Here is a 26,454-nt window from a genome sequence, read left to right on the forward strand (position 1 = left end):
AAAAGTTCATCGCTTGAGCGAATGTATTACTCTCATTTACTTTTTAAGCCCATCTGTAAATTGTCTCGTAAATAACTGTAACAAACTAATTACCCGAGAGTATTGCATTCTTGTCGGACCTAAAATAGCAATTGTTCCAAGTTGTTCTTCTCCAATCGAATATGTTGCAGAAATTAAACTACAATCTTCCATGGCTGTCGCAGAGTTTTCCCTACCAATTTTCACTTGAATACCTACTTGTTTATGACGCAAAATGTCATAGAACTCGGCTTCATTATCAATCATCGTCAGCAAGGATCTTACTTTGTGAATATCATGGAACTCTGGTTGCGAAAGCATATTTGCTTTTCCTCCAAAGTATATCTTTTCCGATAAAGGAACTTGAAATGTACCATCTAACATTTTTATTGCACTATCGTAATTATGAACATACCCACGTAAAACTGTAACAATCTCTTTAAAGATTTTGTTATGGAGTTCCGACATTGGTACGCCTGATAGCTTTTCATTTAAAATATTAACCATTTTTTCTAAATCTGATAAATCAACAGATTCCGGAACGGTAATCGTTTTGCTTTGTACATGCCCTGTATCCGTTACAATAATAGCGACTGCAGTTTGACGATCAAGCGGAACAATTTGTACGTTTTTCAATTTATTTGTGCTTAACTTCGGTCCAAGAACAATGGCCGTATAATTTGTAAGCTCTGATAAAATTTGAGCCGATTGCTGTGCAATCTTTTCTGCTTCAAAAATTCTTTCAGCAAATAAATCTTTAATTTGTACAATTTCATCGTTCGGCAAGTTTTGTGGTGCTAAAAGATGGTCTACATAAAATCGGTATCCTTTCTCAGAAGGAACACGTCCAGAAGAACTGTGCGTTTTCTCAATAAATCCTAGCTCCTCTAAATCAGCCATTTCGTTTCGAATAGTAGCTGAACTAAACGTAATTTCATCTTTCTTAGCCAACGTCCTTGACCCAACAGGTTGCGCTGATCCAATAAAGTCATCAATAATTGTTTGTAAAATTAAGAGCTGACGTTCCGTAAGCATCTCATCATCACCTCTGTTAGCACTCTTTGTCTTCGAGTGCTAAATCTATTAATAACTTACCAAAATTGACATTCAATTGTCAACGGAAACGTCACGAAATAATGAAACTTTTTCACGTTAATGGAACATTTAATTAGTCAATCAAAAATGATTGGAATACTTCATTCCCTAATAATTTTCCTTTTCGCGTTAAACGGACATATCCATTGCTCTCTTCAAGCAACCCTTGTTCTTGGTTATTTTGTAACTGCTTCGCGAAAACTTGATCCATCTCCATATTAAATTTCTTTTGAAACGCTATTTTAGATACACCTTTTGTTTTTCGAAGCCCTAAGAACAACTCTTCTTCCATTTTTTCTTTCTCCGTCACCACGTGAACATCTAAATATGGAAATCCGGTTTCATCGATTTTATTGAAATATTGCTTGAGTGGCCCTACATTTTGGATACGTTCTCCATTTACATAACTATGCGCTCCAGCTCCAAATCCATAATACTCTTCATTATTCCAGTATGTGAGATTATGTCTACTTTCATTATCACCTTTTGAGAAATTACTAATTTCATACTGGCTATAGCCGTGTTTCTCCATTTCATCCATTACCATTTCGTACATTTTTGCTTCATGGTCTTCACCTGGAAGTCTTAATTTCCCTTTATTCATTAAGTTATAAAATACTGTTTTCGGTTCCACAATTAATGAATAAGCCGAGAAATGTTGTACACCAAGCGTAAAAGCAATATCTAACGTTTCTTTCACATCTTCTATCGTCTGCCCTGGCAGAGCATAAATAATATCTACATTTATATTTTTAAAGCCTACTTCCTGCGCTTCTCTAATTGCTACAAAAGCATCTTCCCTCGTATGCTTACGTCCAATTTTCTCAAGCAATTCATCTCGAAATGTTTGCACACCAAAACTAATTCGGTTTACTCCACCTTCTAGCAATACATTTAACTTCTCTTTCGGTAAATCACCCGGATTCGCTTCAAATGTTAATTCACAATTCGGGGCAAATGGACGTAAACGACGATTTATAATATCGAGTAATTTTTTTGTCTGTTCCATATTTAACGCTGTCGGAGTACCCCCGCCAACAAAAATCGTTTTCATACTATCAAACGGTACCTTTTGAACTGTATTTATTATTTCTTTCTCTAAATACTCTAAATATTGATCGACCGGTTGGCGTTCAATAAACACTTTATTAAAATCACAATAGTGACAAATATGCTGACAAAAAGGAATATGAATATATGCAGCTTGCACCAAAAATAACTCCTACCTTTCTAAAAAGAAAACCTCCGCGCTCGGGAGGCTTCTTTACTTCTCTAACGTATTACGAATTTGTTCCATTCGCATTTTTCCCCAATCATACATCATTTCAACGATTGGTAAAAGCGACATGCCTAATTCCGTCATATAATACTCCACTCGCGGAGGAATTTCTGGGTATACTGTCCGGTCAACAATCCCATCTTCCATTAACTCTTTTAATTGATTTGACAAAACTTTATGAGAAATGCTTGGGAACAATCGTTGTAATTCACTAAAACGATGAGGCCCTTCCACACCAAGATGCCACAGTATTACAACTTTCCACTTTCCACTAATAATAGAAAGCGTCAATTCCTTTTCACAATTAAAATTTCCATTTTGTATTTTCTCGTGAATATCTTTTCGAATATTTTCGGACATTAACAAACTCCTAACTCTATATGAACTAAAAAGCTCTCTCACCATTGTAAATGAGAGAAGCCACGTTGTCTAAAAAGTAATCGATATAAAAAAGAAGCCGTATAAACGACTTCTCTTTTTATATCGATTCGCATGAAATAACAATCAATTATTAGTTGTCATCCATTTTCAGTACAGCCATGAACGCTTCTTGCGGTACTTCTACAGAACCAACAGACTTCATACGTTTTTTACCTTCTTTTTGCTTATCAAGAAGTTTACGTTTACGAGAAATGTCACCGCCGTAACATTTCGCAAGTACGTTTTTACGCATCGCCTTAATTGTAGAACGCGCTACAACTTTGTTTCCGATTGTCGCTTGAATTGGCACTTCGAACTGCTGTCTTGGAATTAAATCTTTTAATTTTTCTACAATCACTTTACCACGGTCATACGCTGAATCACGGTGTACGATAAATGATAGAGCATCGACTTGTTCGTTATTTAAAAGAATATCCATTTTCACAAGTTTAGATGGTTTGTAGCCAATTAACTCGTAATCAAATGATGCATATCCTTTTGTATTTGATTTCAATTGATCGAAGAAATCATATACAATTTCTGATAACGGGATTTCATATGTTAATGTAACACGTGTTTCATCTAAATATTGCATATCAATAAACGTCCCACGTTTACCTTGGCAAATTTCCATTACAGCTCCAACATAGTCATTTGGAACCATAATTGAAGCCTTAACAAACGGCTCTTCTACACGATCGATAGACTGTGGATCTGGCATATTAGATGGGTTATCAACAATAACATCTTCACCATTTGTTAAATACACTTTATAAATAACGCTTGGCGCCGTTGTAATTAAATCAATTTTAAATTCACGTTCAATACGTTCTTGAATGATTTCCATGTGAAGAAGTCCTAAGAAACCACAACGGAAACCAAATCCTAGCGCTTGAGATGTTTCTGGTTCAAACTCAAGAGCAGAATCATTTAACTCTAATTTTTCTAACGCATCACGTAAATCATTGTAACGTGCAGAATCAATCGGATATAAACCACAGAATACCATTGGGTTTAATTTACGATAACCTGCTAACGGCTCTGCAGCCGGACGTTTCGCGTGTGTAATCGTATCACCAACGCGTGTGTCACCAACATTTTTAATCGATGCTGCTAAGAAGCCTACATCACCTACTGTTAACTCATCACGTTGCGTAGTTTTCGGTGTGAATACACCTACTTCTGTTACTTCAAACTCTTTTCCAGTTGCCATCATACGTACTTTATCGCCAACTTTTACCGTTCCGTTAACAACACGAATATATGCAATTACACCACGGTATGGATCATATAAAGAGTCAAAGATCATACATTGTAACGGCTCTTCTGAATCTCCTGTTGGTGCTGGTACTTTTTCAACGATTTGTTCTAAAATCTCTTCAATACCAATCCCAGCTTTTGCAGAAGCAAGTACAGCTTCTGATGCATCTAAACCAATTACATCTTCTACTTCTTGGCGTACACGCTCTGGGTCTGCACTTGGTAAGTCGATTTTATTAATAACTGGTAAAATCTCTAAATTGTTATCAAGCGCTAAGTATACGTTTGCTAACGTTTGTGCTTCAATACCTTGCGCTGCATCTACTACAAGAATCGCACCTTCACAAGCCGCTAAACTACGAGATACTTCGTACGTAAAGTCGACGTGTCCTGGTGTATCAATTAAGTGAAGAATATATTCTTCACCGTCTTTTGCTTTATAGTTTAACTGTACTGCGTTTAATTTAATTGTAATACCACGCTCACGCTCTAAATCCATAGAGTCAAGCAACTGAGCTTTCATTTCACGTTGTGTTAACGCGTTTGTTTTCTCTAAAATACGGTCTGCTAACGTTGACTTTCCGTGGTCAATATGAGCAATGATAGAGAAGTTACGAATTTTGGACTGTCTTTTTGCTCTTTCTTCTTTGTTCATCTATGTTCTCAACTCCTAATAGTCTCGCCAATATACACTAGCACTGATTATATCAATAGAGCAGCAAAGATTCAATGAAAACTCGTGCTGCTTACAATACAAATCATTCTATCTATATCTTATGCGAACAAACCATAAGAGACAAACCTTTTTCAAATTAAAAAACGGCTGTCTTACAAATCTGTAAAACAACCGTCCCCCGTTTGACTCTTAACTAAAAATTTCTTTTACTTTCCCGACAACTATATCTGTTCCAAACTTTGTTATTTCATAGGCAACACTTGCTATCGCCATACCCATTCCTTCTACAACATTAAAACTTCTTAAGCTTTCTAATTGTTTTTGTTTTTCAGTAGCAGAAAACGAGCCTTCCAAAATTTCTGATTCAGCAGCCTCACCTTTTGTTCCTGTCATATGAGCGATTTGTTCATACGACATTTGCTGATAACCTTTCATACTTTTCAAACCGTGATTAGCAAGTGCCACCCCCGCTATCACCATAAGTAAGCATATGGCCGCACTACATATACATAAAAGCGAAAAGCGGCTTAAATCATTACCCTCTCTTCCCATCAATGTGTATATGCTCCTGTATTATCTTGGTCAATTTGATGATGCAGCGCTGCATTTAAACCACTTGCTATTACATTTGCCATATCCTCTATGAAAGCATCCACTTCTTTCGGAGTCACCATTAAATTATGTCCAAGAGGAGATAACACTTCATAAATTAATTTTCTCTTCTCTTCATCTTCCAGTGTACCTACAGCACCTAAAAACATATTTCGGCTCTTTTCATCCGGCATATCTTCTTCTGTTAATTTTTTCTTTTCTCCAAATGTAAAGCCAGCTGGTAACAAAGATTTTGAAGGTTTGTTTCCTTCTTTCATCTCCCGGCCAAAATGTTTCAAAATAAAATCAATTGTATCGCTTGTAATCGAAACGGCATCCACCACAGTCGGAACACCAATCGCGATAACAGGTATGCCTAATGTTTCTTTACTGAGTTCCTTACGTTTATTCCCAACACCTGATCCAGGATGAATCCCCGTATCAGAAATTTGTATCGTACTATTTACTCGTTCAATAGAACGGGCAGCTAAAGCATCAATTGCAATGACAAAGTCTGGCTTCGTCTTCTCAATGATTCCATAAATGACATCACTCGTTTCGATTCCTGTAATTCCCATTACCCCTGGCCGAATTGCACTGACAGGCCTAAACCCTTCTTCTACACTTTCAGGCTGCAATTGAAACAAATGTCTCGTTACCAATACATTTTCTACAACTATCGGCCCAAGCGCATCTGGCGTTACATTCCAATTCCCAAGCCCAACAATTAAACAACTCGCTTCTTTCGTAACGCCAACCTCTTCTAAGAAATAAGAAAATTCTTTTGCAAAAATGCGCTCTACTTTTTGTTGCAGCTCTGTATCTTGTTGACGTATACCTTGTACTTCAAGCGTTAAATAATTTCCAGGTTTTTTACCCATCGAGTCAGAGGCAACTTCATCAATCGTTACTTTCGTAATGGTGATACCTTCTTCTTCCCTCTCTTTTACAATAACTCCTTGTATTCCTTGTTGCTCTTCTTGACGCTCTTGCAACATTTGATGTGCCTCTACAGCAAGGTCCGTTCTAACACTATATTTACTTAAATCTAATGGTTCTTTCATCGTATCTCCTCCGTAATTCATAGTAAATATCGTTAGATTTCCCAAAGTTATATAAGGTCATTCTTTCCTTTACGTGAAATTTCATGGATATACTATTGCAATTCTCTTCACCGTTTGATAGAATATCACTTGTTCTATGTTATGAATCGAGTCATTCGATTGCACCAGGGAGGTGAAAAGTATGGCAAACATCAAATCTGCTATCAAACGCGCTAAACTTAGCGAAGAGCGTCGTGCACATAACGCTTCTATCAAGTCTGACATGCGTTCTGCTGTTAAAACTGTTGAAGCTTTAGTTACTAATAACGATCTTGAAAATGCTAAAGAAGCTTTCAAAACTGCTTCTAAAAAACTTGACAAAGCAGCTCGTAAAGGTCTTATCCACCAAAACGCTGCAGCTCGTCAAAAATCTCGCTTAGCGAAACAAGTAAACGCGTAAGGCGTTTAAAAAACGATCCATTTGGATCGTTTTTTTATATACAAAAAAGTTCCCGCGCTAAGCACGTGAACTTTTTTTGTTTCATTACATATGATTTAACCGCATTAAGAAAAACTCAAGCACAAGTTTCTTATCCATTTTTCCTGTCTTCATACTATAATCAGCTTCCGCTAATTCTATAATCACTTTTTTTAATTCTTCAAAAGAGAAAAACTTCGTTTGATTCATCGCTAACTTTACACGATAGGGATGCACACCAATATGAGACGCGACTTGATTCTGTCCATAACCACGTTGCTGTAACTCTTTCACTTGATGGAGCAAACGGAATTGACTTACTAATAATGCAAGTAGTTTAATCGGTTCCTCTTGCTGCGTAAACAATCCATCCAAAATTTGCATTGCGCCCGCAATATCTTTTTTTACCACTTTTTCTGTCAAAGCAAACACATTTTGTTCAACTGATTTTGGCACAAGCTCCGCAACAAGTTTTTGGGTAACCTCTCCGCCCATACCAACGTATAACGTTAACTTGTCCATTTCCTTCGCCAACATCGTTACATTACTTCCCACAAGCTCTAGCAACAAACTAACAGCCGCATGATCAATATGTACATGTACTTCATCCGCACGAGCCACAATCCACTTCTGAACATCTTGCACTTGCATCGCATTCGCTTCTACTACATCCGCTGTTTTCTTTAATAGTTTTGTAATTTTTTTTCGTTCATCAAGCTTTTCGTAAGGCGCAACAAAAACAAGAATAGAAAAAGGAGAAGGCTCCCCAATATATTCTTCTAAAATTTTTATATTTTGTTCTAACTTTTCTTTTTGTGAAGTTAGAAATAGTGGTGATTTTATTAATAGTACTTTACGCTCTCCAAAAAAAGGAAGTGTACGTGCATCCTCAACCACATCTTCTAAATACGCTTCTTCTAAATCATATGTCACAACATTAAACTCGCGATCTTCCTCTTCAAGCGCTTCTGTTGTAATAAGCTTTATCGTTTCATTTATAAAAAACGCTTCCGTTCCATACAGTAAATACAACGGCGAAAACTGCTTCTTTTTAATCTTTTTATGTATATCACTCATACTTTTTCCTACTCCCTAACTTGGCAATATATATTTATACTAATGCCCTAGCTTTTGTTTTACAAGTACAAAGGAACAGGCTGTATAACCCGTCCCTTTATTTATATTAAACGCCACGCAATAAGCCCCGGGTTTCTTATTGGTGTGCGGTAATCACCTTCCCTTTATTATTCACAATAAAAATTCGAGTATAAGTGCCAACTGTTAACATGCTTGGAAACAAAAAACTCACATTACTTCATGATCTAAAAGTAGTAAAAACGCTCTATTTCTCTTCCTATATAAATTGTAGATTTTTTTCTGACAATATTTTATACTAAAGTGGAATGTTGGGGAGGGATTCTAAATGAATGATTTTGAACAAAATGTTCAAAGTAAACGCAATGACGCTATTGATTCAGGGGTAGGATTTATCGTCTCATTTGGTTTTTTCGCAACACTTTTCATCATTGCAACTGTTATTAAATTTATTGGTTCTTAAAGACTGCTGCTTACTGGCAGTCTTCTTTTTTATCGATTATGTGTTTCATCATATGTGATTTTGCTACGAAAGGTTCCGTTTTCCCCTTTAAAAACATAGGAAATAGCACCTTGCTTATCCGTGCGCCATATTTCAATCCCCATCTCCTCCAAACGCTCTATAACTTCTTTATGAGGGTGTCCATACCTATTACGCTCACCGGCAGAAATAATCGCCATATTAGGCTGTACAGCGCTCAAAAAAGGCGTTATAGATGACGTGTTACTCCCGTGATGAGCAACCTTTAAAACGTCCGCCCGTAGTTCTGAATACGTAGCTACTAAAAACTTCTCTCCTTCTTCTTCTAAATCACCTGTAAACAACCACGTTAGTCCTCCTAATTTTGCCCACACTACAATTGAAGCGTTATTTTCACCTCTTTCCTTTCCTGTTGGGGCTAATACGAAAAATTCCGCTCCATTTATGCTCCAACTCTCTCCTTCTCCCACTTCTCTTATTTTCACTTCCTTTTCTAACGCCTGTTTCTTTACTACTTTTTCTAATTCCGCATCTTGTTCCTTTCGGCCAAATACGACTTCTTTTACGATTATATTTGATAATAACTCTTGCGCAGCACCTATATGATCCGCATCACCATGCGTTACGATTAATTTATCGATTTTTTTAATACCTTCCTTTTGTAAATACGGAATCAAAATATCATTTCCGACAGAAAATTCATGTTTTTTCTGTTGCCATTCTTCCTTGTTTACACGAATTGTTCCACCAGTATCGATGAGGTAAACCTCTTTATCGTACGGGAGACGAATTAATATCGCATCCCCCTGTCCAACATCAAGAAATGTAACACTTCCGCCTTCCCGAAAATACGGATATACATAATGACATGTACTAATAAATAGAAATATACCCGAAGCTATACACATAATCCCTTTCGACATTCGCCTTTCCCAAACCATCAATACACTAATAATACTCACACAATATAGGGTTACAAGAAGTATAGGTGTTTGCCCAAAATTAAGACGGGTAAATGGCAAGTTTTCACAATAACTTAAAAAATAATTAGAAAGATTCAAACCTATTGATAGTACATTCGCAAGTCCTTTTGCAAGAAACGGAATGATCGGTATACATACCAAAATAACAATGCTACATGGCAATACAATAAGAGATAAAAACGGAACGTATAGGATATTTAGAAAAATACTATATGGAGAAAAATAACCGAAGTGATATAACAAAATTGGGGTACTAACGAGCTGTGAAATAAAAGAAATATAAATAGAATTTCGGATTACCCCATTACTACTCTCTAGTAACAGCGGGGCAGATAAAAGTAGAGCAAAACTACCAACGAAAGAAAACTGAAAACCAATATTAAACACGAGATATGGATCAAATATAAGCATACATATAGCTGTTACACTTAAAGCATCTAAGCTAGATAAACGAATAGAACACATAAAAGCAATCAACATTAAAACTCCTGTTATAGAAGCTCTTATCACAGACGGTGACGCTCCTGCTAAAATCATATATAGAGGAATACAGAAGATAAGACATACTGTAGCTACCTCCCTCGTCACACCACTTCTTAGCAAAATAAAATACACGATCACCATTAACAATACGATATGCGATCCTGAAATCGCCAACAAATGTACAAGACCAAATTGTTGATATTGCTCTTCAACTTCATATATCATTTGTTGTCTATCACCAAATACTAATGCATTCATAAAAGCACCTGATTGTTCCGGAAACATTTCTGTAACTCCCGAGATAGCTTGCTGCCTTAAAAGAAGGATCCATTGCACGGATGACAATGATGTTTTATAGCATTCAGAAATATATGTAGCTTCCAATATGAAATGAATATTTTGCTTATACAAATAATCACGATAATTAAAACCATGAAAATTCCGAGCTATTGGTGGTTCTTTCCTCTCACCTTCGAATACACACGATGCTCCTGCATGTAATCGTCGCAGTTGTTTCTTTTCCGAGGCTGATTTAATTTTGTAACTTAACTGCACTATATTTTTATACTGATCTTCAACTTGAAATGATAGGCGATCCCCGTCAATAAGAGGTGTATTGTATATCACCCCTCTTATAGCTTCGTAGGACTCTCCTAGAGGTTTGTTTTGCCCTTGAACATACGCAGTGTACATAGCGCCACTAAAACACGCTATCATACAACAAAGGAAGGTTTTACGCGAAGTACGATACAAACAAAAGATAACATATAGAACGAGACAACACATCAGCAATAAAACCGAAGAGGAGAAGGCAATTGCAATCCCTATTATAAATGAGATTGCAACATAGCCCCATTGTCCATGCAACCTATACTCACTCCTTATAGCATCATTTTTGCTTTCGTGAATACATGCTGTAATTCTTCCATTGATAAATTCTCTTTTTCTAAAGATGCAAATAGTTCTTTTAACTCCATATGACGCTTTTGATCCTCTAATGCCGCAATATCATATTCTAGCGGAACGTGTTTCACTGTTACATTCGCTTTTTCAAATAACTCTATGGCATATGGATGATTTTTATAATCCTGTGCATAATAAACCGCTGTAATACCACTTTGAATAATCGCCTTACAACATTGTAAACAAGGGAAATGCGTAACATAAATTTCCGCTTCCTCCGTTTTCACGCCAAACTTTGCACATTGTAATAAAGCATTCATTTCTGCATGAATTGTACGAACACAATGATTATCAATAACGTAGCATCCATCATCTATACAATGTACGCCACCTTTAATTGAACCATTATATCCACCAGCAATAATTCGTTTATCACGAACGATTGTCGCGCCTACTGCAAGCCTTGTACATGTACTACGTAAAGATAGTAAATGGCTTTGCGTCATAAAATATTGATCCCATGAAATTCGTTCCATATTCTTCACCTACTTTTTTGTCTACTTGTAGTGTAGCGAATGAAGAAAAACTTCGTCAATCTTTTACGGAATAATAATTTGATCTTTTATTTTTTCCAAAGACTTCGCACCAATCCCATCAATCTCTAACAAATCCTCTATTTTTTGAAATGGACCATGCTCCTCTCGATATTTCAAAATACTTTCTGCTTTCCGAGAGCCGATACCTGTAATTTTTTCAAGTTGTTCTTTAGAAGCTGCATTTATTTGAACTTTCCCCTCTCCCTTTGAAACAGCAGCTTCTCCTTGCACTTGTTCGCTTTTATTCGGTACGTAAAGAAGCATTTGGTCTTGTACCATTTGTGCTAAATTTACCTTTATCCTATCTGCCTCAGGCAAAAAACCACCTGCCTTCTCAATGGCATCCTTGACCCGTTCCCCTTCTTTCATTTCATACACTCCCTCTTTAACAACAGCCCCTTTCATATCAATTACAATTATTTTTTTCTGCTGCTTTGTATCCGATATTTTCGGTTTACTTTTTTTCTCTATCTCTTTCGCTTGAACATCCGTTGCAATGATTGATCGCTCTGTATGCCCATTCATTTTCCAGAAAAAAAGAAAAAGTACAGTTCCAATAATAGCTACTAATCCTAACCATTTCTTTGGAAAATCCCACATCATTTTTCACCTCTAATCATAATTTTATAAAATCATTCATATTGTTTAGGAGAAAGCTGTTACGAAGGAGGGATGAAACATTGAACATAGGAATTATAGGGACAGGAAACATGGGGAATATACTAATCGATGCATTTTTAGAAACCCGTGCTGTCAAACCTTCGTGCCTTACAATCATTAATCGAACGCCCGCCAAAGCATATCATATAAAGGAAAAATACCCTTCTGTTCATATAGCCAAAACTATTGATGAGGTAATTGAACGATCACATCTTATTTTTATTTGCGTAAAGCCGATAGATATATACCCGATCCTACAAAAATACGCTGAACATTTTTCTGATGAAAAGTGCTTAGTTTCTATCACAAGTCCAATATCCCCATCACAATTAGAGACACTTGTACCTTGCCATGTTGCACGTATTATTCCGAGCATTACAAACCGCGCCCTATCTGGCGCATCACTATTTACATTCGGAAGTAAATGCTCTGAAGAGTGGCAACAAAAACTATTTCGCCTATTCAAAAACATTTCTACTCCCCTTGTAATAGAAGAAGATATAACGCGCGTTTCATCTGATATAGCAAGCTGCGGCCCTGCATTCTTTAGTTATTTATTACAATGTTTCATTAACGCTGCTGTAGATAAAACAAATATTACACATGAAGAAGCCACTACTTTAGTAAGTGAAATGGTCGTCGGAATGGGGAAACTACTCGAAAAAGGGATTTTCACATTGCCTACTTTACAAGAAAAAGTATGTGTTAAAGGCGGCGTTACAGGAGAAGGTATTCGTGTTTTAGAAGAACATGTTGGGGATATGTTTCACAAATTAATTGAGCGGACACACGAAAAATTTGATGAAGATTTAAAATGCGTTGATCAGCAATTCAATAAACACACATAATAAATACGTCATCGTCATTCCAAATCCTTTTTATAAATACTTAATTTTTTCACATTACAAATTCACTTAACCTAGCATTTTTACAATTCACGTATATCATCTTCGTATTATGCTAGAGAAAAAATTACAGTTTCTTTACAAAACAAAAGCAACCTTCTCGGTTGCTTTTGTTTTATCCATTTTTCTTCGCCATGAAGAAAATACGCTCTGTTTGTTCTGTAACTTCAAGTCTCTCAAAGTCACCAGTTACGCGAAGCACTGTAAAACCAGCTGCTTCAAGCCATTTCGTTAACTCTTCAACCGGATATGCACGTTGCACGTGACATTCGTCAAAGCGATGGTACACATCTTCTTCTGGATCTTGAACAAAGAATGTTAAATCATGTTCTACACTATTTGATTCTTCACCAGGGAAGCAATTCCAAATAAGAGATATTTCTTCTCCATTTACTGTGTATGTTTCATTTTGAAATACATGATGTATTTTATATAAAGAATGTACATCAAATAAAAACAAACCATCTTGACGTAAATGGTGAAACACTCTTCGAAATGTTTCTTGCACTCCATCTTCTTGCAATACATAATTTAATGAATCACAAAAGATCGTTACACAGTCAAACTCACCCGGAACATCAAGCTCTCGCATATCTTGTTGATAAAAAGGAATAAAATATCCTTCCCCGCCTAGTTTTTGCTGAGCAACTGCTAACATTTCTTCTGAAAGATCGACACCGATTACATCGTAACCCTTTTGTACAAGCGGAAGTGTTACATTACCAGTACCGCATGCTACATCAAGAATTTTCGCCTCTTTCATATCCGCTTGCTGTAAGCTTTCCTCTGTGAATTCTACCCATTTATCATAAGGGACATCATTCATTAGTTCGTCGTACAGCAATGCAAATTGTTCGTAATTCATTGGCCTAGCTCTTCTGTAATGTCTTCACGTGGCACATCGCCCCATAGACGCTCTAAATTATAGTGATTACGCTCATCTTTATGGAATACATGAGCAACTACATCTCCAAGGTCAACTAATACCCAGCGCGCTTCGTCAAAACCTTCCATACGTTGTACGTCGATTTGGAACTCGTGTGCTTTTGCTTTGATTTCACGTGCAATTGCTTGCACTTGCTTATCTGAGTTACCATGACAAATAATGAAATAATCTGCAATTGGTGAAATACCTTGCATATTTAGGACAACCATATCTTCTGCTCTCTTATCATCAGCTGCTTTTGCCGCTAATACTAACAAATCTTTATCGTTCATTTACTAATTTCCTCCTTGATAACTGCGTTGTATGTTTGGAATGTTAATGGATAAATCGTTTGATTTTTTTCCATTAAAAATTGAATTGTTCTCTTTAATGCAAATACTAAAGCTTGATTTATATCCGTATATGCGAGTTTTCGAGCTTCCTCCACTCCTGGAAACTTTCGACCAGGCTCAATGTAATCAGCTACATAAATTACTTTATCTAACATCGTCATTTTCTCATGACCACTTGTATGATATGTAATAGCTTGCAGGATTTCAGGATCCGTAATGCCTACTTCTTTTTCTACTAAGTATGCCCCAACAGGTGCATGCCATAACTCTTTGTTATAACAAAGTAAATCTTTCGGCAAACCTTCACGTTTAATAATCTCTTCCATCTCTGGAATCGCTCTACACTTCGCATAATCATGGAATATAGCTGCAACTTCAGCCTTTTTTTCATCCACACCGTATAACTTAGCAAGTTCAATTGCTGTTTCCATTACACCAATTGTGTGTACATAACGTTTTTCATGCATTTGTTGTTTGACAATATGAAGTGCTTTCTCACGATTCATACAACCCATTCCTCTCAATATATACCTGTACTTTTTCAGGAAGTAAATATTTGCATGTTTTCTTCTCTTTATATCTCTCGCGTAATAAAGATGAAGAAACGGCAAACTCCGGAATTTCCACAGTGGTTATAGGATAAGGTGTATGCAATGTATAACCAGGTCTTGCAACCCCAACAAACGTCACAAGATCAAGCAACGCGTCAATGTTATACCACTTCGGTAAATACTCAACCATATCTCCACCAATAATAAAGTGAAACTGCACATCCGGATGCTTCTTCGTCAATTGTAGCATAGTGTCATACGTATAAGATGGGCCCTTCCTGCTTAGCTCTTCTAAACAAATAGAAAAATGTTCCTCTGCCTCAGTCGCAAGCTCTAACATTTGTAAGCGACTTTCTACACTTGTAATATTTCGCCCTTGTTTATGCGGCGGAATTTGGTTCGGTAAGAACCATACTTCTTCTAAATTCAAAGCATGATATACTTCATTTGCAATGAGCAAATGTCCATAATGTGGCGGATCAAATGTACCGCCAATGATGCCAATTTTCCTCAAAAGAAACGCCCCTTCCTTTTACGTACAGCAACTCTCTTCGGTTAGGAATGAAGAGAGTTGCTATTAATAAAAGTTCAATTGGTTTCGCTCTCTACATCATTACGCATCTGCGATAAAAATAGCTCATGCTAATCTTTTTATCGAGGAAGCTTAATTTGTTTATTTTCTCTTGATTCTTTGTATAAAACGATCGTGCTTCCAATTACTTGAACGATTTCAGCACGTGCACCTTTTGCAAGTTCTTCTGCAACTTCACGGCGATCGAATTCACAGTTCTGTAGCACACTTACTTTAAATAGCTCACGAGCTTCTAAAGTATCTGCGATTTGTTTAATCATATTTTCATTTACTCCGCCTTTTCCTACTTGAAAAATTGGTGTTAAATGATGTGCTTGTGCACGTAAAAATCTTTTTTGTTTTCCTGTTAACATATATGTTAGCCTCCAAGCTTTCTTATAACTAATTGTTTCATTCGTTCGATATTTGGCGCGCGGCCTGTCCACATTTCAAACGCAAGTGCACCTTGATAAACAAACATATCAATACCATTTTGAATGATTGCACCTTGCTCTTTCGCCTCACATAAAATTTTCGTTTCAAATGGGTTATAAATTATATCTGATACAATCGTCCCTTTTTTTAACGAAGAAATTTGTAATGGCGTATGTTCAACACGTGGATGCATACCTATCGTTGTCGTCTGAATGATAATATCATAATTTCCTTGTTCTTCTGTTGCTTTTTCTAAAGATAAAGGAACAGAATGAACAGTAGCCGTACATGCAGCAATAAGTTCTTTCGCCTTATCCACTGTACGATTAGCTACATCAATCTCTTTCACACCTACATCGGCAAGAGAAAAATAAATCGCTCGACTAGCACCACCTGCGCCAAGTAATAAAATACGTTTCTCTTGAAGTGGTTCACTACTAATGGACTGCAATGCTCGGACAAAACCAATTCCATCTGTATTGTAGCCAATCAACTTTCCATCCTTATGAACCACTGTATTTACCGCACCAATTTGTTTTGCTAGCGGGTCAATCTCATCCAAATAATCCATAATCGCAACTTTGTGCGGAGTTGTTACATTAAATCCTGAAATACCTAATGCTTTTAAACCTCTTACTGCTTCCCCTAGCTCTTCCTCTTTAACAAGAAAGGCATGATAATGGGCATCCATATTCAAGTGTTCAAATGCATCGTTATGCATAACGGGTGATAATGAATGTCCAATTGGATTTCCGATTACACCATATAATTGTTTCATAAATCCCTCTCCATATTAAATTAAAGATTTACGCAATGAAACACTTACTCCTTTTGGTACGTGTGCAACAATTTTTGCTCCCGGTTCGTTCACAGTAACCCATCCTAATCCAGAGAATACAACATCCGTTTTTGGTTCACGAATATTAAACTCGTATTTCACTAGCTCTGGCATATTTTCTAATTCTTCTGGTGTTGGCGGGCTTAGTAAATCTCCAGCATGATTTTTATACAATTCATCTGCTTTCTCAAGCTTTGTACGATGGATTGTTAAACGATTCGAGAAGTGACAAGTAAATGCACGACGACCGCCACTTACATAATCAAAACGTGCCAGTCCACTAAAGAACAATGTTTGTTCTTCATTTAATTGGAACACCATTGGCTTAATTTCTTTTGTTGGTGTAATAAGCTTTAAGCTTTGTTTTCCAACATAATGAGCCATTTGGTGGTGGTTAATAATACCTGGCGTATCATATAAAGAAGATTCTTCGTCTAACGGAATATCAATTAAATCCAGCGTTGTTCCTGGAAAATGAGATGTTGTAATTACATTTTCAGTCTCATCACTAAACTCTTTAATCATACGATTAATAAATGTTGATTTCCCTACATTTGTACATCCAACAACGTAAACATCTTTTCCGCCGCGGTAATACTCAATCGCATCTGCCAGCTCAGCAATTCCCTGTCCCTTCGCTGCACTAATTAAAAAGACATCTTCTGGCTTTAATCCTAGCTGCTTTGCACTATAGCGCATCCAATGCTTTACTTTATCATGTTTTACTGACTTAGGAATTAAATCAGCTTTATTCCCAACAAGTAATACTTTATTATTTCCCACAAAACGATGTAAGCCAGGTAACCAGCTACCATTAAAGTCAAAAATATCTACAATCTTAACTACTAACGCATCCGATTTTCCAATACCGTTTAGAATACGTAGGAAATCATCATCTGTTAATGATACATCTTGAATTTCATTATAATGTTTCAAGCGAAAACAGCGTTGGCAAATTACTTGTTCTTTTTCTAAAGATGAGGCAGGAGCATATCCCACTTCATTTTTATCTTCTGTTTGAATTTCTACACCGCAACCAATACATTTAATTGTTTCAGTCAAACTTTATTCCTCCCAGTTAATTAAACCTTTTTTCTTCATATTTCTCATAATTCTTCGTTCAATTTTTCGATTAAAGCGCGTTACTAATCCGTCCGTTTGTGCTACCGGTACAACTAAAATCGTATGAAGTCCTACTCGATTTCCACCTAAAACATCCGTTAGTAACTGATCCCCAATTACTACAACTTCATCTGGTTGCAATTGCATCTCTTGTATCGCACGCTTAAATGCACGAACAAATGGTTTACGCGCACTATGAATAAATGGAATGCCTAATGGATCAGCAAAGTCTTTTACTCGTTGCTCATTATTATTCGAAACGACCGTTACTTGAATGCCTTGCTCTTTCATTTTCAAAAACCATTCTTCAAGTTGTGGCGTTGCATTTGGACGATCCCATTCAATTAAAGTGTTATCTAAATCAGTAATAACACCTTTAATTCCGCGCTTTTTCAAATCTTCTGGTTGAACATGATATACATTTTTCACATATTCATTTGGTAAAAATAGTTTCAATTTCTTTCACCTCTTTGAGGAGTTTTCATAAAAATTTTTCGACAACATATTTCGATATATGACCTGTGGATAAAATTGTACACATTTTCCACATTAATCTTTCAGTCAATTTGGAATTTACTAACAATCTATACACATTTTATCCACCTAGGTATGTGGATAACCACTCATTTGTGACTGTCATATTTTTTTGGTACATTAAATGCAACAACGAATCAATCCTTATATTATTAGGAGGTGACTCACCTTGAAAACAAAACATATGGAACAGTTATCTACTGAGTTACTCACTGAGTCTTATTATAAAGCAAAAGAACTAAAATTAAATCCCGACTTCATTTTACTTATAAAACAAGAAATTATTAGACGCTCATTAGAGGACAAGCTTGTCAAATCGTCTTGATTACATATAAAGTGAAATTTTAATTAACTAACTTGTAAAAAGAGCCATCCTGCGATGGCTCTCGAATAAACAAGTACTCCCATCTAGGGAATTTCATCATTACGCATCTTTGTCCATAAATCTTGCTTACAGTTATGAAATCTTTTTTAATTATGAGCCAATCGAGTAGCAATCTTTTCACCAAGGCGAAGCTCTTGTCCACTCTTCAATTCTTGCACTACTTCTATCATATCTTTTTCAAACAATAACACAACTGTTGAACCGAATGTAAAGTATGCCATTTCTTCACCTTTTTGAACAGTGTCTCTTTCATGCAGCAGCTCAATACTATTTACAAACATAGCTCCTACTTTTACAAGCGCCATATGTTCACCGTCACTATTCACTTCTGTAACAGAGCGATAATTTTTTGACAATGGTTCTTTCCCGTATTCCATACCAGCTGCATTTACCGGATATGATTTTCTACCGAGTACAAATCTTTCAGTCACAGAACCAGAAAGCGGACTATGAATACGATGATAATGACTTGGGCTTAAATAAATAACCATGTATGTACCACCTGCATATCGCTGTGCACGTTCTTCATTACCTAGCATATCCACAATCGAATAACGCTTGCCTTTAATGTCAAATGTTTTTGTGTCCTCAATAGGACCGTGATCAGCAAAAACACCATCAACCGGACTAACGATACTTGATGCATGTGTATCAATACTACGCTTTCCTTCTTTTAGCTTACGCGTAAATAATTCATGCAATGTTCTATATTCCTTCAAACCCTTTTCCATCTCATCTTGATTAATTTGAAACACTTTCGCATACGATGGAATAATGATAGAGCTCAAACGAGATTGTGCAAATTTACGTAATATATAAGAAGTAAAACGACCATTTGTAAGTTCGATCATAAGTCGATATAATGTACGTCGCAAATTGCGGAACCTCCTAATCAGTCTATAACTTTAGCTTCCCCTTCTTTACCTTCTATATCATATGTAAAATTGGTTCTTATTCCCATATAACATATAGAACTGTTTCAGTATACATGCAGAAAACTAAGTATGGTATTATTCTTAAATTGTTTAGCACCTTCTAATATTACAGATAGAATCCGTCATTTTCAACAGTGAACATGGATTTCTTCTGAACACCACTCTTTTTCTTTCCTTATTTACAAAAAGGAAAGCAGCCTATTTTAAAATAAGGCTGCTTGCAATGTACATTATTCTTTTGCTTTTTTCTCTTTCTCTGCTCTTACAAATTCATGGAACATTTTCATTAAAGCACGCTTTTCAATTCTTGATACGTAGCTTCTAGAAATACCAAGTGCCTTTGCAATCTCTCGTTGCGTTTTCTCCTTATCAAGCCCCAGTCCAAAACGCTTCACGATTACTTCTTTCTCCCGTTCGTCTAAAATATCGATATACTCTTTAATCTTTTCTAACTCCATACTAAGCTGAATCATATCAATTACATCTTCAGACTCTGATTTTAATATATCAATAAGCGATATTTCATTCCCCTCTTTATCTTGCCCGATCGGGTCATGAAGTGAAACGTCCTTTTTCGTTTTCTTTAGTACACGTAAATGCATCAAAATTTCATTTTCAATACAGCGTGCTGCATACGTTGCAAGTTTCGTTCCTTTTCCTGCCGAATAACTCTCGATCGCTTTAATGAGCCCAATTGTACCAATTGAAATTAAATCTTCTGCATCTTCCCCAGTATTTTCAAATTTTTTAACGATATGAGCTACAAGCCGTAAATTATGTTCAATTAACAAATTCCTCGCTTGAGCATCACCTTGCTCCATTAACTCTAAGTACTTTCTCTCATCGTCTGATGATAACGGCTGCGGAAACGCATTGTTCTTCACATAAGAAACAAAAACAAACACTTCTCGAACCATATATCCAATTGCGGCGAATAGACTCAAACCTTTCACCTCCGCCAAAATAGTGGTCTTTACTATGTGTATGTGGGCGTAAGGTTGTTTGTGTCTGTACGATATAAATATGGATTCCTTAGCTTTTTGTCGAGCGAAATAAGTCTTTTATACCTTGCATATTTTTTCCAATGTATTACAATATGTAAGATTCCAAAATTTTGAAAGAGGTGTTTTCATGCGATACGCTACATCACAAATTAGAAACCTTGTAATACTCACATCATCATTTTTCTTACTTTCAGCTTGTGGACAACAAACGTCTCCTACAAAAACTGAAGCTACTAAACAAGATACTGCCGTATCAAAAGACGGTACAAAAACGGAAGATAGCCAAAAAACTGAAGACAGTGCAAAAGCTGAGAACAACGCAAAAACCGAGAACAACGTAAAACCTGAGAACAACACAAAACCTGAGAACAACACAAAACCTGAGAACAACACAAAACCTGAGAACAACACAAAACCTGAAAACAACACAAAACCTGAAAACAACACAAAACCTGAAAACAACACAAAACCTGAAAACAACACAAAACCTGAAGCAGAATCTAAAAACACGCAAAAAGAGCAACAACCAGCTAAGCAACCAAATAAACAAACCGATACTATTACATTCACAAGTGAAGATGCTATAAAAGTTCTAGAAAAAAGAATGGGAGCTCGCTCAAATGAAATCCGTTACAGCTCCAGCGAAGACAAACTAATTGGCACAATAAATGGCATTAAGCTATACGACGTATTATACGGACGCGAATCTGCTGAGAACTCTCGTGCGCTAAATTTTGCAGTGGGATCTGATGGAAACCTATATAATTGGTCAAAAGCCCAAGATGGTATTCTTCAACCACTTAACGGCAATTAATAAATAATTGTAAGAACATAGTAAAAGCCAATCGATACGTATCGATTGGCTTTTATTAATATGCACTCCAAATTTTCTTCCCTGTATTGGCATCAATATAACGCAGTTCTCGTCTACAATCGAAGGGTTCTTTATAATTTTCATCCGTTGTTTGTTTATACAGTAGTTCATAGCTTGTTTCCTCCACATCATTCTCTAAAAACCATTCTAAATGAACTCGCATGGCCCCTCTGTATATTTCTAACGCTTTTTCCTTTGTTACTTTTGGTGTTGTTTCATATGTGGGTAATTCTTTTATAATGTTGCTAGATTCTCCTGAATAATGCATCACAGCACCATTTTCTGCATTGATGTTGATCATAATATATTTTCCCTCTACTTGAATGTCATTTACATATATTGAAAAGGAGAATCTCTCAATTCCATCTTCCTCTTCTTCACGTTCTTCCCAAAGACGTAAATATTGTGTAACATTTGGAATAACTCGTTCCAAAAATTGAAGTGCTTTGTCTAAACATTGCTCTCTTGATAAGATTGTTCTTCTTTTTTTCTCATCCTTCCACATAAAAAAAGAAAGCAATTGACTTGTTTCTTTATCTAGAGTAATTACAACAAATTCATCATGCTTCAGCATTGGAACATGCTTTTTATAGAACTCATCCATTGAACATGGATCCTTCTCTTTTATTTCTTTTTGTAATTCTTCTTTTAATACAAATTTTATCCAGACTTCATCCTCATCTACTTTTTTATCTAATTTTACAAATTTCTCCTTGTCCCAATCAAATAGATCAAGCACGTCTTTTTTCGGACTACTCTTTAGCGGTTTATCAATAAGTACTGTAGAAGGTAATTTATAATGATCAGGCCCATATAAATCTTTACCTGTACTTGCTTTAATAAACGCATGGCTAGGTTCTGGTTCATATACAAGATGGTACCCTTTTACTGCCTCTCCATTTTCATACTCACATGAAGAGTGTGTTAAATCCACAAATATAAGTCTCATATCTTGTCTAGCTTTCAAATTTTCTAAGACGACGTTCTCCGCAACAATTCCACTTGGCCATACCGTTTTTTCATCAATAGCTTTTTGTCCATTATAATGAAAATGCATAACATTCCCTGAAGGATGAACTTGCACGACACACCCTGTGTTCGGCAATGGATAGCCATTCACTTCTTGCATATAATTTACTTCTTTCCAACCACGCCTGTCGTCCTTAACCGTTACATATGTATAAAATTCATATCCTTCTTTTGTATATTTTTTTAAAAATACATTTGCAATCTCTCTGGATTTATTTTCCTCTATCGCTGCCTTACCACTTGAAAAATAATTTTCATCACCTATCCTAAACTCTATTAAATTACCAGTATGTCTATTCAGCGTAATTTGTATCGTTCTCTCCTCATCCTCTTTATGCTCCCACCATAATAGATGATACGGGTCATCTACGCCTTCTTGATCGTCTACTACAAGTCTATAATCATCTGGAATGTTAATTATATGAGACACTTGTTCTTTTCTTCCTTTATCTTTTGGATTCATCATACCGCTCCCCTTATTACAATTTAAGGTAATTATAACAAACACAACCAAAAAATATATAAACAAAAAAGACTAGAGATATGTCTAGTCTTCTACTTCGTTTCACGATGTAACGTTACTCGCTTTAATCGTGGACAATATTTTTTTAGTTCGATGCGCTCTGGATTGTTTCGTTTATTCTTTTTAGAAATATAATTACGATCACCGCACTCTGTACAAGCTAATGTAATATTTACACGCATACGTAATTCTCCTTTCTTTTAAAGATCGCAAACTAAATCGTAATGATTACGGTTTATATATTATATAACTTCATTCTATTTGTCAATTGCAAAAAAAGACAAAAAGCTGAAACAATTAGTTCATACGAAATTCACACGAATCTATTACTATAGGAATTGTACATAGTGAACTTATTAACAATCACGTTTATTTATATAGAATTTTAATCGAAAGGAGCTGAAATTATGAAAACTAAATATCGTTTTATGATCTCATCATTTGCTGCTTGCGCCTACATGATTTGGTGTTTAGTATAATAACAACCTCACTTGTAAATAGGAAAAGGTGTGTATATAAATGGAATATAATCAATCAACAGTTAACTACTGGAAAGCTTTTGTACTACCATATACATTTGCTTTAGAAGAGTTAAAAACTAAATTTGAAATTATGAACCGGGAAGCCCAATTTTTAGAGGATTACAACCCGTTTGAACATATAAAAACAAGATTAAAACAACCTGAAAGTATTATTAAAAAGCTTGAGCGTAAAAATTTATTACCGACAGTTGAAAATGCACAAACGCATTTACAAGACATCATCGGCATTCGTATTACATGTTGCTTCGTCGAAGATATCTATCATTTGAAAGAAGTCATTCAAAAGCGTGAAGATATGGAAATCATAGAGGTAAAAGATTATATCGCTAATCCAAAGGGAAACGGCTATAAAAGTTTACACATGATTATTAAATATCCTTTATCACTGAATTCTGGTACAAAAGAAGTCTTTGCAGAGATTCAATTACGTACGCTAGCAATGGACTTCTGGGCGAGTTTGGAACATAAACTTTATTATAAATATGAAGGGAAAATACCTGAGTATTTAAAAGATGAACTACATGATGCAGCAATGAAAGCTGAAGATCTTGATAATAAAATGGCAACCATTCGCCAAGATATTGATGATATCGAAGCATGCTCAAATCAAATTATGTTACCACTATAAAGTGAAACTTTAATCAGCCCTCACCAATCGGACGTTAACGCGGGATAGAAAAAGGTTCTCGCCAATGAGAACCTTTTTTATTTCACTATTTACAGGCAGCAAGACTCCCAGATTAAAGTTTCACTTTATTTCTTCTCTATCGTGCGAACCTCTTCAATTTTCCAACCATCCTCTTCTTTCCCAAGTGCGTACTGTACTTTTTTCTGAAGAGTGATTTCTCCATCTATTTCCTTTTCTTTTGTTTCAACAACAACATACCCTGCTTTACTAGCTTTTATGTCTATATGTTCCAATTCAATATTCTTATTTCCCTTTTGAAAAGCTGCTTCTTTTTGCGTTTTTAAGTCTTCAGCACTTGGCATCTTCTTTGAAAATAACTCCATATGTTCAGCAAGATTTTTTTCATTTGTCGTCAGTACAAATTTCTCCATAACATCTTGAATCAATTTTTCTTCTTCTTTCGTTATTTGTACCTTTTCCTCAGCTTTTGTAGTAGTAGCTTTTTGTTCTATCTTATTCTCTTCGGATTGACATCCAACTAGCAATAATACACCTATTAGAAGGGATCCTATTCCCATGAAAAAAGCCCTCATCTTCCCATCTCCTAAAAAGAAAAGTGAGGCATTTCGCCTCACTTTCATTTATAATTAGCGTCTTCCTTTATTCGGATCGCCACCGCCAACGATATCAAAGACACGTTTAGCGATATTTGTATTCTCTTGAACGCCAGAGAACAAGTATTTACCAGGTCCAAATGCATATACGTTTACATCTTCCCCTGTATGTCCACCTGTTGTCCATCCTGTAACTGAACGCTTATTGAAAATATCCTCAATCGCATTATCAATCTTTGTTACATCTTTTGAAGGAGCAATATCATTTACCGCTTTAATTTCTTCAGGTGTTAATTGTAAATCAATATATTTTTTCAATGTTTCTTCTACATTTGCACCTTTTGCAATCTCATTTGCCATGAAGTCCGGTGTGCGTTTTGCAGCTTTAATTGGATCTACTTTAAAGTTGTACTCACCATTCGCACCTAAAGATAACCCGCCTGTAGCGTGGTCTGCCGTTGCAACGACTAACGTATTTTTATCTCTTTTCGCAAACTCAATCGCAGCTTTAAATGCTTTTTCAAAGTCTTCCATTTCACTCATTGCACCAACGATATCATTATCATGTCCTGCCCAGTCAATTTGACTTCCTTCAACCATTAAGAAGAAACCTTTTTTATTTTTGTTCAAACGCTCAATTGCTGCATTTGTCATTTCTTCTAATGAAGGTGTCTTCTCATTGCGGTCAATCATTTTATCTAAACCGCCTGGTGCAAATAAACCAAGGATTTGATCATTTTTATCATTTAACAATTGATCTCGATCTGTTACGTAGCTATAACCAGATTTCTTAAACTCTTCTGTAAGATTACGATCTGTTCTAACAAAGTTTTTTACGCCGCCGCCAAGCATAACATCTACTTTATGCTTCCCTTTAACTTTCTCATCAAAATAATCATTTGCAATTGCATCCATATTTTTACGACTAATGTCATGCGCACCGAAAGCAGCTGGTGTTGCATGTGTAATTTCAGAAGTAGCAACGAGTCCCGTTGATTTCCCTTTTTCTTTCGCTTGTTCAAGAACAGTTTTCACTTCTGCTTTATCATTATCAACTGCAATTGCCGCATTATATGTTTTAATTCCTGCTGACATAGCTGTTGCTGCTGATGCAGAGTCTGTGATATTTTCATGTTCATCTTCCGGATATGTCTTTTGTGTTCCTACAAGATGTTTATCGAACTCTGTAGATTCCATCTCGAATGTTTTCGGATTATCTTTCATATAACGATGAGCCGTCATGTATGAAGGACCCATACCATCCCCAATTAACACAATAACATTTTTAATTTTTGCATTGCTTCCGCTCTCATCTGCATTTACTTCACTAGAACGTGTAAAATTCCATGTTGCCACCGAAGTAACTGCTAACGACGCCACAACTGCAAATGGCCATGCTTTTTTCACAAACTTTTTCACTGTCTTGTCCCCCTAATTAGGTTATTCATTTCCCACTATCAAATTTAATAGAAGACTATTAAGAGAAAATTAGTTATATGTAAATTTTTTGTTAACTTATGTAAATATCAGTTATAATTTGTATAAGTTTGTCTGTTCGTATCAGCCTTCTTTCCCTTTACAATTAAATATAAACAAGTTGGATTTCATTTAACGTAAATCTCTTA

30 protein-coding genes are annotated in these 26,454 nt (G+C 35.9%); 6 read left to right on the forward strand and 24 right to left on the reverse strand.

Annotation, left to right across the window (positions count from 1 at the left end):
* Positions 1-36 precede the first annotated feature (36 nt).
* From hrcA to gpr, 6 genes are all read right to left on the reverse strand, one after another.
* Positions 37-1,053 (reverse strand): heat-inducible transcriptional repressor HrcA, encoded by a 1,017-nt coding sequence (gene hrcA / locus AC3WVA_RS03090; RefSeq protein WP_061658308.1) that lies wholly within the window; start codon positions 1,051-1,053, stop codon positions 37-39.
* Positions 1,054-1,186: 133 nt separating this feature from the next.
* Positions 1,187-2,326 carry a radical SAM family heme chaperone HemW gene (gene hemW / locus AC3WVA_RS03095; protein ID WP_071757253.1) on the reverse strand — a complete coding sequence of 380 codons (1,140 nt, stop codon included), beginning with the start codon at positions 2,324-2,326 and terminating at the stop codon, positions 1,187-1,189.
* Positions 2,327-2,377: 51 nt separating this feature from the next.
* Positions 2,378-2,752: a winged helix-turn-helix transcriptional regulator gene (locus AC3WVA_RS03100; protein ID WP_001293536.1), complete on the reverse strand. Its 375-nt coding sequence runs from the start codon at positions 2,750-2,752 to the stop codon at positions 2,378-2,380.
* 151 nt (positions 2,753-2,903) lie between these two features.
* On the reverse strand, positions 2,904-4,727 hold the full coding sequence (gene lepA, locus AC3WVA_RS03105) for an elongation factor 4 (RefSeq protein ID WP_001030955.1): 1,824 nt from the start codon (positions 4,725-4,727) through the stop codon (positions 2,904-2,906).
* A 210-nt stretch (positions 4,728-4,937) separates the two neighbouring features.
* Positions 4,938-5,300, reverse strand: a complete 363-nt coding sequence (locus AC3WVA_RS03110) for a YqxA family protein (RefSeq protein ID WP_048531249.1) — start codon at positions 5,298-5,300, stop codon at positions 4,938-4,940.
* Positions 5,300-6,403: a GPR endopeptidase gene (gene gpr / locus AC3WVA_RS03115; RefSeq protein ID WP_048531252.1), complete on the reverse strand. Its 1,104-nt coding sequence runs from the start codon at positions 6,401-6,403 to the stop codon at positions 5,300-5,302. The genes AC3WVA_RS03110 and gpr overlap by 1 nt, the downstream gene beginning before the upstream one ends.
* Positions 6,404-6,584: 181 nt before the next feature.
* On the opposite strand from gpr, the gene rpsT reads away from it, so the two are divergent.
* On the forward strand, positions 6,585-6,842 hold the full coding sequence (rpsT, locus tag AC3WVA_RS03120) for a 30S ribosomal protein S20 (protein ID WP_001274011.1): 258 nt from the start codon (positions 6,585-6,587) through the stop codon (positions 6,840-6,842).
* An 84-nt stretch (positions 6,843-6,926) separates the two neighbouring features.
* Here the strand turns inward: rpsT and holA are convergent, their stop codons facing one another.
* Positions 6,927-7,937 (reverse strand): DNA polymerase III subunit delta, encoded by a 1,011-nt coding sequence (holA, locus tag AC3WVA_RS03125; protein WP_098344850.1) that lies wholly within the window; start codon positions 7,935-7,937, stop codon positions 6,927-6,929.
* Between the two features lie 346 nt (positions 7,938-8,283).
* Between holA and AC3WVA_RS03130 the strand changes: the two genes are divergently transcribed.
* Positions 8,284-8,418: a YqzM family protein gene (locus AC3WVA_RS03130; RefSeq protein WP_000997609.1), complete on the forward strand. Its 135-nt coding sequence runs from the start codon at positions 8,284-8,286 to the stop codon at positions 8,416-8,418.
* Between the two features lie 29 nt (positions 8,419-8,447).
* Here the strand turns inward: AC3WVA_RS03130 and AC3WVA_RS03135 are convergent, their stop codons facing one another.
* The 3 genes from AC3WVA_RS03135 to AC3WVA_RS03145 all read right to left on the reverse strand — a co-directional run bounded on the left by AC3WVA_RS03135 (position 8,448) and on the right by AC3WVA_RS03145 (position 12,004).
* Positions 8,448-10,769, reverse strand: a complete 2,322-nt coding sequence (locus AC3WVA_RS03135) for a DNA internalization-related competence protein ComEC/Rec2 (RefSeq protein ID WP_098880557.1) — start codon at positions 10,767-10,769, stop codon at positions 8,448-8,450.
* A gap of 14 nt (positions 10,770-10,783) precedes the next feature.
* The gene (locus AC3WVA_RS03140; RefSeq protein WP_048531258.1) at positions 10,784-11,341 is read right to left on the reverse strand and encodes a ComE operon protein 2; all 558 of its coding nucleotides are present in this window, start codon (positions 11,339-11,341) and stop codon (positions 10,784-10,786) included.
* Between the two features lie 63 nt (positions 11,342-11,404).
* The gene (locus AC3WVA_RS03145) at positions 11,405-12,004 is read right to left on the reverse strand and encodes a helix-hairpin-helix domain-containing protein (protein ID WP_492321778.1); all 600 of its coding nucleotides are present in this window, start codon (positions 12,002-12,004) and stop codon (positions 11,405-11,407) included.
* 77 nt (positions 12,005-12,081) lie between these two features.
* On the opposite strand from AC3WVA_RS03145, the gene comER reads away from it, so the two are divergent.
* Positions 12,082-12,909 (forward strand): late competence protein ComER, encoded by an 828-nt coding sequence (comER, locus tag AC3WVA_RS03150; RefSeq protein WP_098344846.1) that lies wholly within the window; start codon positions 12,082-12,084, stop codon positions 12,907-12,909.
* Positions 12,910-13,081: 172 nt separating this feature from the next.
* On the opposite strand, the gene AC3WVA_RS03155 is transcribed toward comER, so the two are convergent.
* From AC3WVA_RS03155 to AC3WVA_RS03190, 8 genes are all read right to left on the reverse strand, one after another.
* Entirely contained in the window at positions 13,082-13,831 is a 750-nt protein-coding gene (locus AC3WVA_RS03155; protein ID WP_048531264.1) for a class I SAM-dependent DNA methyltransferase, read from the reverse strand.
* Entirely contained in the window at positions 13,828-14,184 is a 357-nt protein-coding gene (gene rsfS / locus AC3WVA_RS03160) for a ribosome silencing factor (protein WP_048531266.1), read from the reverse strand. The genes AC3WVA_RS03155 and rsfS overlap by 4 nt, the downstream gene beginning before the upstream one ends.
* Positions 14,181-14,750 carry a bis(5'-nucleosyl)-tetraphosphatase (symmetrical) YqeK gene (gene yqeK, locus AC3WVA_RS03165; RefSeq protein ID WP_098344845.1) on the reverse strand — a complete coding sequence of 190 codons (570 nt, stop codon included), beginning with the start codon at positions 14,748-14,750 and terminating at the stop codon, positions 14,181-14,183. The genes rsfS and yqeK overlap by 4 nt, the downstream gene beginning before the upstream one ends.
* Positions 14,740-15,309 carry a nicotinate-nucleotide adenylyltransferase gene (gene nadD, locus AC3WVA_RS03170; RefSeq protein ID WP_048531269.1) on the reverse strand — a complete coding sequence of 190 codons (570 nt, stop codon included), beginning with the start codon at positions 15,307-15,309 and terminating at the stop codon, positions 14,740-14,742. Before nadD ends, yqeK begins: the two co-directional genes overlap by 11 nt.
* A gap of 137 nt (positions 15,310-15,446) precedes the next feature.
* Positions 15,447-15,740: a ribosome assembly RNA-binding protein YhbY gene (yhbY, locus tag AC3WVA_RS03175; protein WP_000955224.1), complete on the reverse strand. Its 294-nt coding sequence runs from the start codon at positions 15,738-15,740 to the stop codon at positions 15,447-15,449.
* 5 nt (positions 15,741-15,745) lie between these two features.
* The gene (gene aroE, locus AC3WVA_RS03180) at positions 15,746-16,579 is read right to left on the reverse strand and encodes a shikimate dehydrogenase (RefSeq protein ID WP_088314377.1); all 834 of its coding nucleotides are present in this window, start codon (positions 16,577-16,579) and stop codon (positions 15,746-15,748) included.
* Positions 16,580-16,594: 15 nt separating this feature from the next.
* Positions 16,595-17,701: a ribosome biogenesis GTPase YqeH gene (yqeH, locus tag AC3WVA_RS03185; RefSeq protein ID WP_000140795.1), complete on the reverse strand. Its 1,107-nt coding sequence runs from the start codon at positions 17,699-17,701 to the stop codon at positions 16,595-16,597.
* Between the two features lie 3 nt (positions 17,702-17,704).
* Positions 17,705-18,217, reverse strand: a complete 513-nt coding sequence (locus AC3WVA_RS03190) for a YqeG family HAD IIIA-type phosphatase (protein ID WP_000765309.1) — start codon at positions 18,215-18,217, stop codon at positions 17,705-17,707.
* Between the two features lie 247 nt (positions 18,218-18,464).
* Here AC3WVA_RS03190 and AC3WVA_RS03195 point away from each other — a divergent pair, with 247 nt between their 5' ends.
* On the forward strand, positions 18,465-18,620 hold the full coding sequence (locus AC3WVA_RS03195; protein ID WP_000850094.1) for a sporulation histidine kinase inhibitor Sda: 156 nt from the start codon (positions 18,465-18,467) through the stop codon (positions 18,618-18,620).
* Positions 18,621-18,766: 146 nt separating this feature from the next.
* Here AC3WVA_RS03195 and AC3WVA_RS03200 read toward each other — a convergent pair whose 3' ends face one another.
* Positions 18,767-19,555 (reverse strand): phosphatidylserine decarboxylase, encoded by a 789-nt coding sequence (locus AC3WVA_RS03200; RefSeq protein ID WP_098344844.1) that lies wholly within the window; start codon positions 19,553-19,555, stop codon positions 18,767-18,769.
* A gap of 290 nt (positions 19,556-19,845) precedes the next feature.
* Complete coding sequence (gene sigK / locus AC3WVA_RS03205) at positions 19,846-20,559, reverse strand: RNA polymerase sporulation sigma factor SigK (protein WP_000051382.1); 714 nt, start codon at positions 20,557-20,559, stop codon at positions 19,846-19,848.
* A gap of 187 nt (positions 20,560-20,746) precedes the next feature.
* Between sigK and AC3WVA_RS03210 the strand changes: the two genes are divergently transcribed.
* Positions 20,747-21,433 carry a hypothetical protein gene (locus AC3WVA_RS03210; RefSeq protein ID WP_492321779.1) on the forward strand — a complete coding sequence of 229 codons (687 nt, stop codon included), beginning with the start codon at positions 20,747-20,749 and terminating at the stop codon, positions 21,431-21,433.
* A gap of 55 nt (positions 21,434-21,488) precedes the next feature.
* On the opposite strand, the gene AC3WVA_RS03215 is transcribed toward AC3WVA_RS03210, so the two are convergent.
* Positions 21,489-22,988, reverse strand: coding sequence for a YcdB/YcdC domain-containing protein (locus AC3WVA_RS03215; protein WP_098345276.1), 1,500 nt, complete (start codon positions 22,986-22,988; stop codon positions 21,489-21,491).
* A gap of 89 nt (positions 22,989-23,077) precedes the next feature.
* Positions 23,078-23,227 carry a 50S ribosomal protein L33 gene (rpmG, locus tag AC3WVA_RS03220; protein ID WP_001265617.1) on the reverse strand — a complete coding sequence of 50 codons (150 nt, stop codon included), beginning with the start codon at positions 23,225-23,227 and terminating at the stop codon, positions 23,078-23,080.
* Positions 23,228-23,564: 337 nt separating this feature from the next.
* Between rpmG and AC3WVA_RS03225 the strand changes: the two genes are divergently transcribed.
* Positions 23,565-24,215: a GTP pyrophosphokinase gene (locus tag AC3WVA_RS03225; RefSeq protein WP_000456215.1), complete on the forward strand. Its 651-nt coding sequence runs from the start codon at positions 23,565-23,567 to the stop codon at positions 24,213-24,215.
* A gap of 125 nt (positions 24,216-24,340) precedes the next feature.
* Here AC3WVA_RS03225 and AC3WVA_RS03230 read toward each other — a convergent pair whose 3' ends face one another.
* Positions 24,341-24,808 (reverse strand): hypothetical protein, encoded by a 468-nt coding sequence (locus AC3WVA_RS03230; protein WP_048531282.1) that lies wholly within the window; start codon positions 24,806-24,808, stop codon positions 24,341-24,343.
* A gap of 54 nt (positions 24,809-24,862) precedes the next feature.
* On the reverse strand, positions 24,863-26,248 hold the full coding sequence (locus AC3WVA_RS03235; RefSeq protein ID WP_492321780.1) for an alkaline phosphatase: 1,386 nt from the start codon (positions 26,246-26,248) through the stop codon (positions 24,863-24,865).
* Positions 26,249-26,454 lie beyond the last annotated feature (206 nt).

The sequence above is a fragment of the Bacillus sp. EB106-04-02-XG92 genome, assembly GCF_058791995.1.

Excerpts from the sequence above, each read along its gene's own strand:
- AC3WVA_RS03230 (WP_048531282.1), bottom strand. The coding sequence starts at position 24,808 with ATGAGGGCTTTTTTCATGGGAATAGGATCCCTTCTAATAGGTGTATTA.
- AC3WVA_RS03145 (WP_492321778.1), bottom strand. The coding sequence starts at position 12,004 with ATGATGTGGGATTTTCCAAAGAAATGGTTAGGATTAGTAGCTATTATT.
- AC3WVA_RS03210 (WP_492321779.1), top strand. The coding sequence starts at position 20,747 with ATGCGATACGCTACATCACAAATTAGAAACCTTGTAATACTCACATCA.
- AC3WVA_RS03155 (WP_048531264.1), bottom strand. The coding sequence starts at position 13,831 with ATGAATTACGAACAATTTGCATTGCTGTACGACGAACTAATGAATGAT.
- AC3WVA_RS03140 (WP_048531258.1), bottom strand. The coding sequence starts at position 11,341 with ATGGAACGAATTTCATGGGATCAATATTTTATGACGCAAAGCCATTTA.
- rsfS (WP_048531266.1), bottom strand. The coding sequence starts at position 14,184 with ATGAACGATAAAGATTTGTTAGTATTAGCGGCAAAAGCAGCTGATGAT.
- AC3WVA_RS03110 (WP_048531249.1), bottom strand. The coding sequence starts at position 5,300 with ATGGGAAGAGAGGGTAATGATTTAAGCCGCTTTTCGCTTTTATGTATA.
- yhbY (WP_000955224.1), bottom strand. The coding sequence starts at position 15,740 with ATGTTAACAGGAAAACAAAAAAGATTTTTACGTGCACAAGCACATCAT.
- AC3WVA_RS03215 (WP_098345276.1), bottom strand. The coding sequence starts at position 22,988 with ATGATGAATCCAAAAGATAAAGGAAGAAAAGAACAAGTGTCTCATATA.
- lepA (WP_001030955.1), bottom strand. The coding sequence starts at position 4,727 with ATGAACAAAGAAGAAAGAGCAAAAAGACAGTCCAAAATTCGTAACTTC.
- gpr (WP_048531252.1), bottom strand. The coding sequence starts at position 6,403 with ATGAAAGAACCATTAGATTTAAGTAAATATAGTGTTAGAACGGACCTT.
- rpmG (WP_001265617.1), bottom strand. The coding sequence starts at position 23,227 with ATGCGTGTAAATATTACATTAGCTTGTACAGAGTGCGGTGATCGTAAT.
- hrcA (WP_061658308.1), bottom strand. The coding sequence starts at position 1,053 with ATGCTTACGGAACGTCAGCTCTTAATTTTACAAACAATTATTGATGAC.
- yqeK (WP_098344845.1), bottom strand. The coding sequence starts at position 14,750 with ATGAATCGTGAGAAAGCACTTCATATTGTCAAACAACAAATGCATGAA.
- AC3WVA_RS03225 (WP_000456215.1), top strand. The coding sequence starts at position 23,565 with ATGGAATATAATCAATCAACAGTTAACTACTGGAAAGCTTTTGTACTA.
- AC3WVA_RS03130 (WP_000997609.1), top strand. The coding sequence starts at position 8,284 with ATGAATGATTTTGAACAAAATGTTCAAAGTAAACGCAATGACGCTATT.
- AC3WVA_RS03100 (WP_001293536.1), bottom strand. The coding sequence starts at position 2,752 with ATGTCCGAAAATATTCGAAAAGATATTCACGAGAAAATACAAAATGGA.
- aroE (WP_088314377.1), bottom strand. The coding sequence starts at position 16,579 with ATGAAACAATTATATGGTGTAATCGGAAATCCAATTGGACATTCATTA.
- holA (WP_098344850.1), bottom strand. The coding sequence starts at position 7,937 with ATGAGTGATATACATAAAAAGATTAAAAAGAAGCAGTTTTCGCCGTTG.
- rpsT (WP_001274011.1), top strand. The coding sequence starts at position 6,585 with ATGGCAAACATCAAATCTGCTATCAAACGCGCTAAACTTAGCGAAGAG.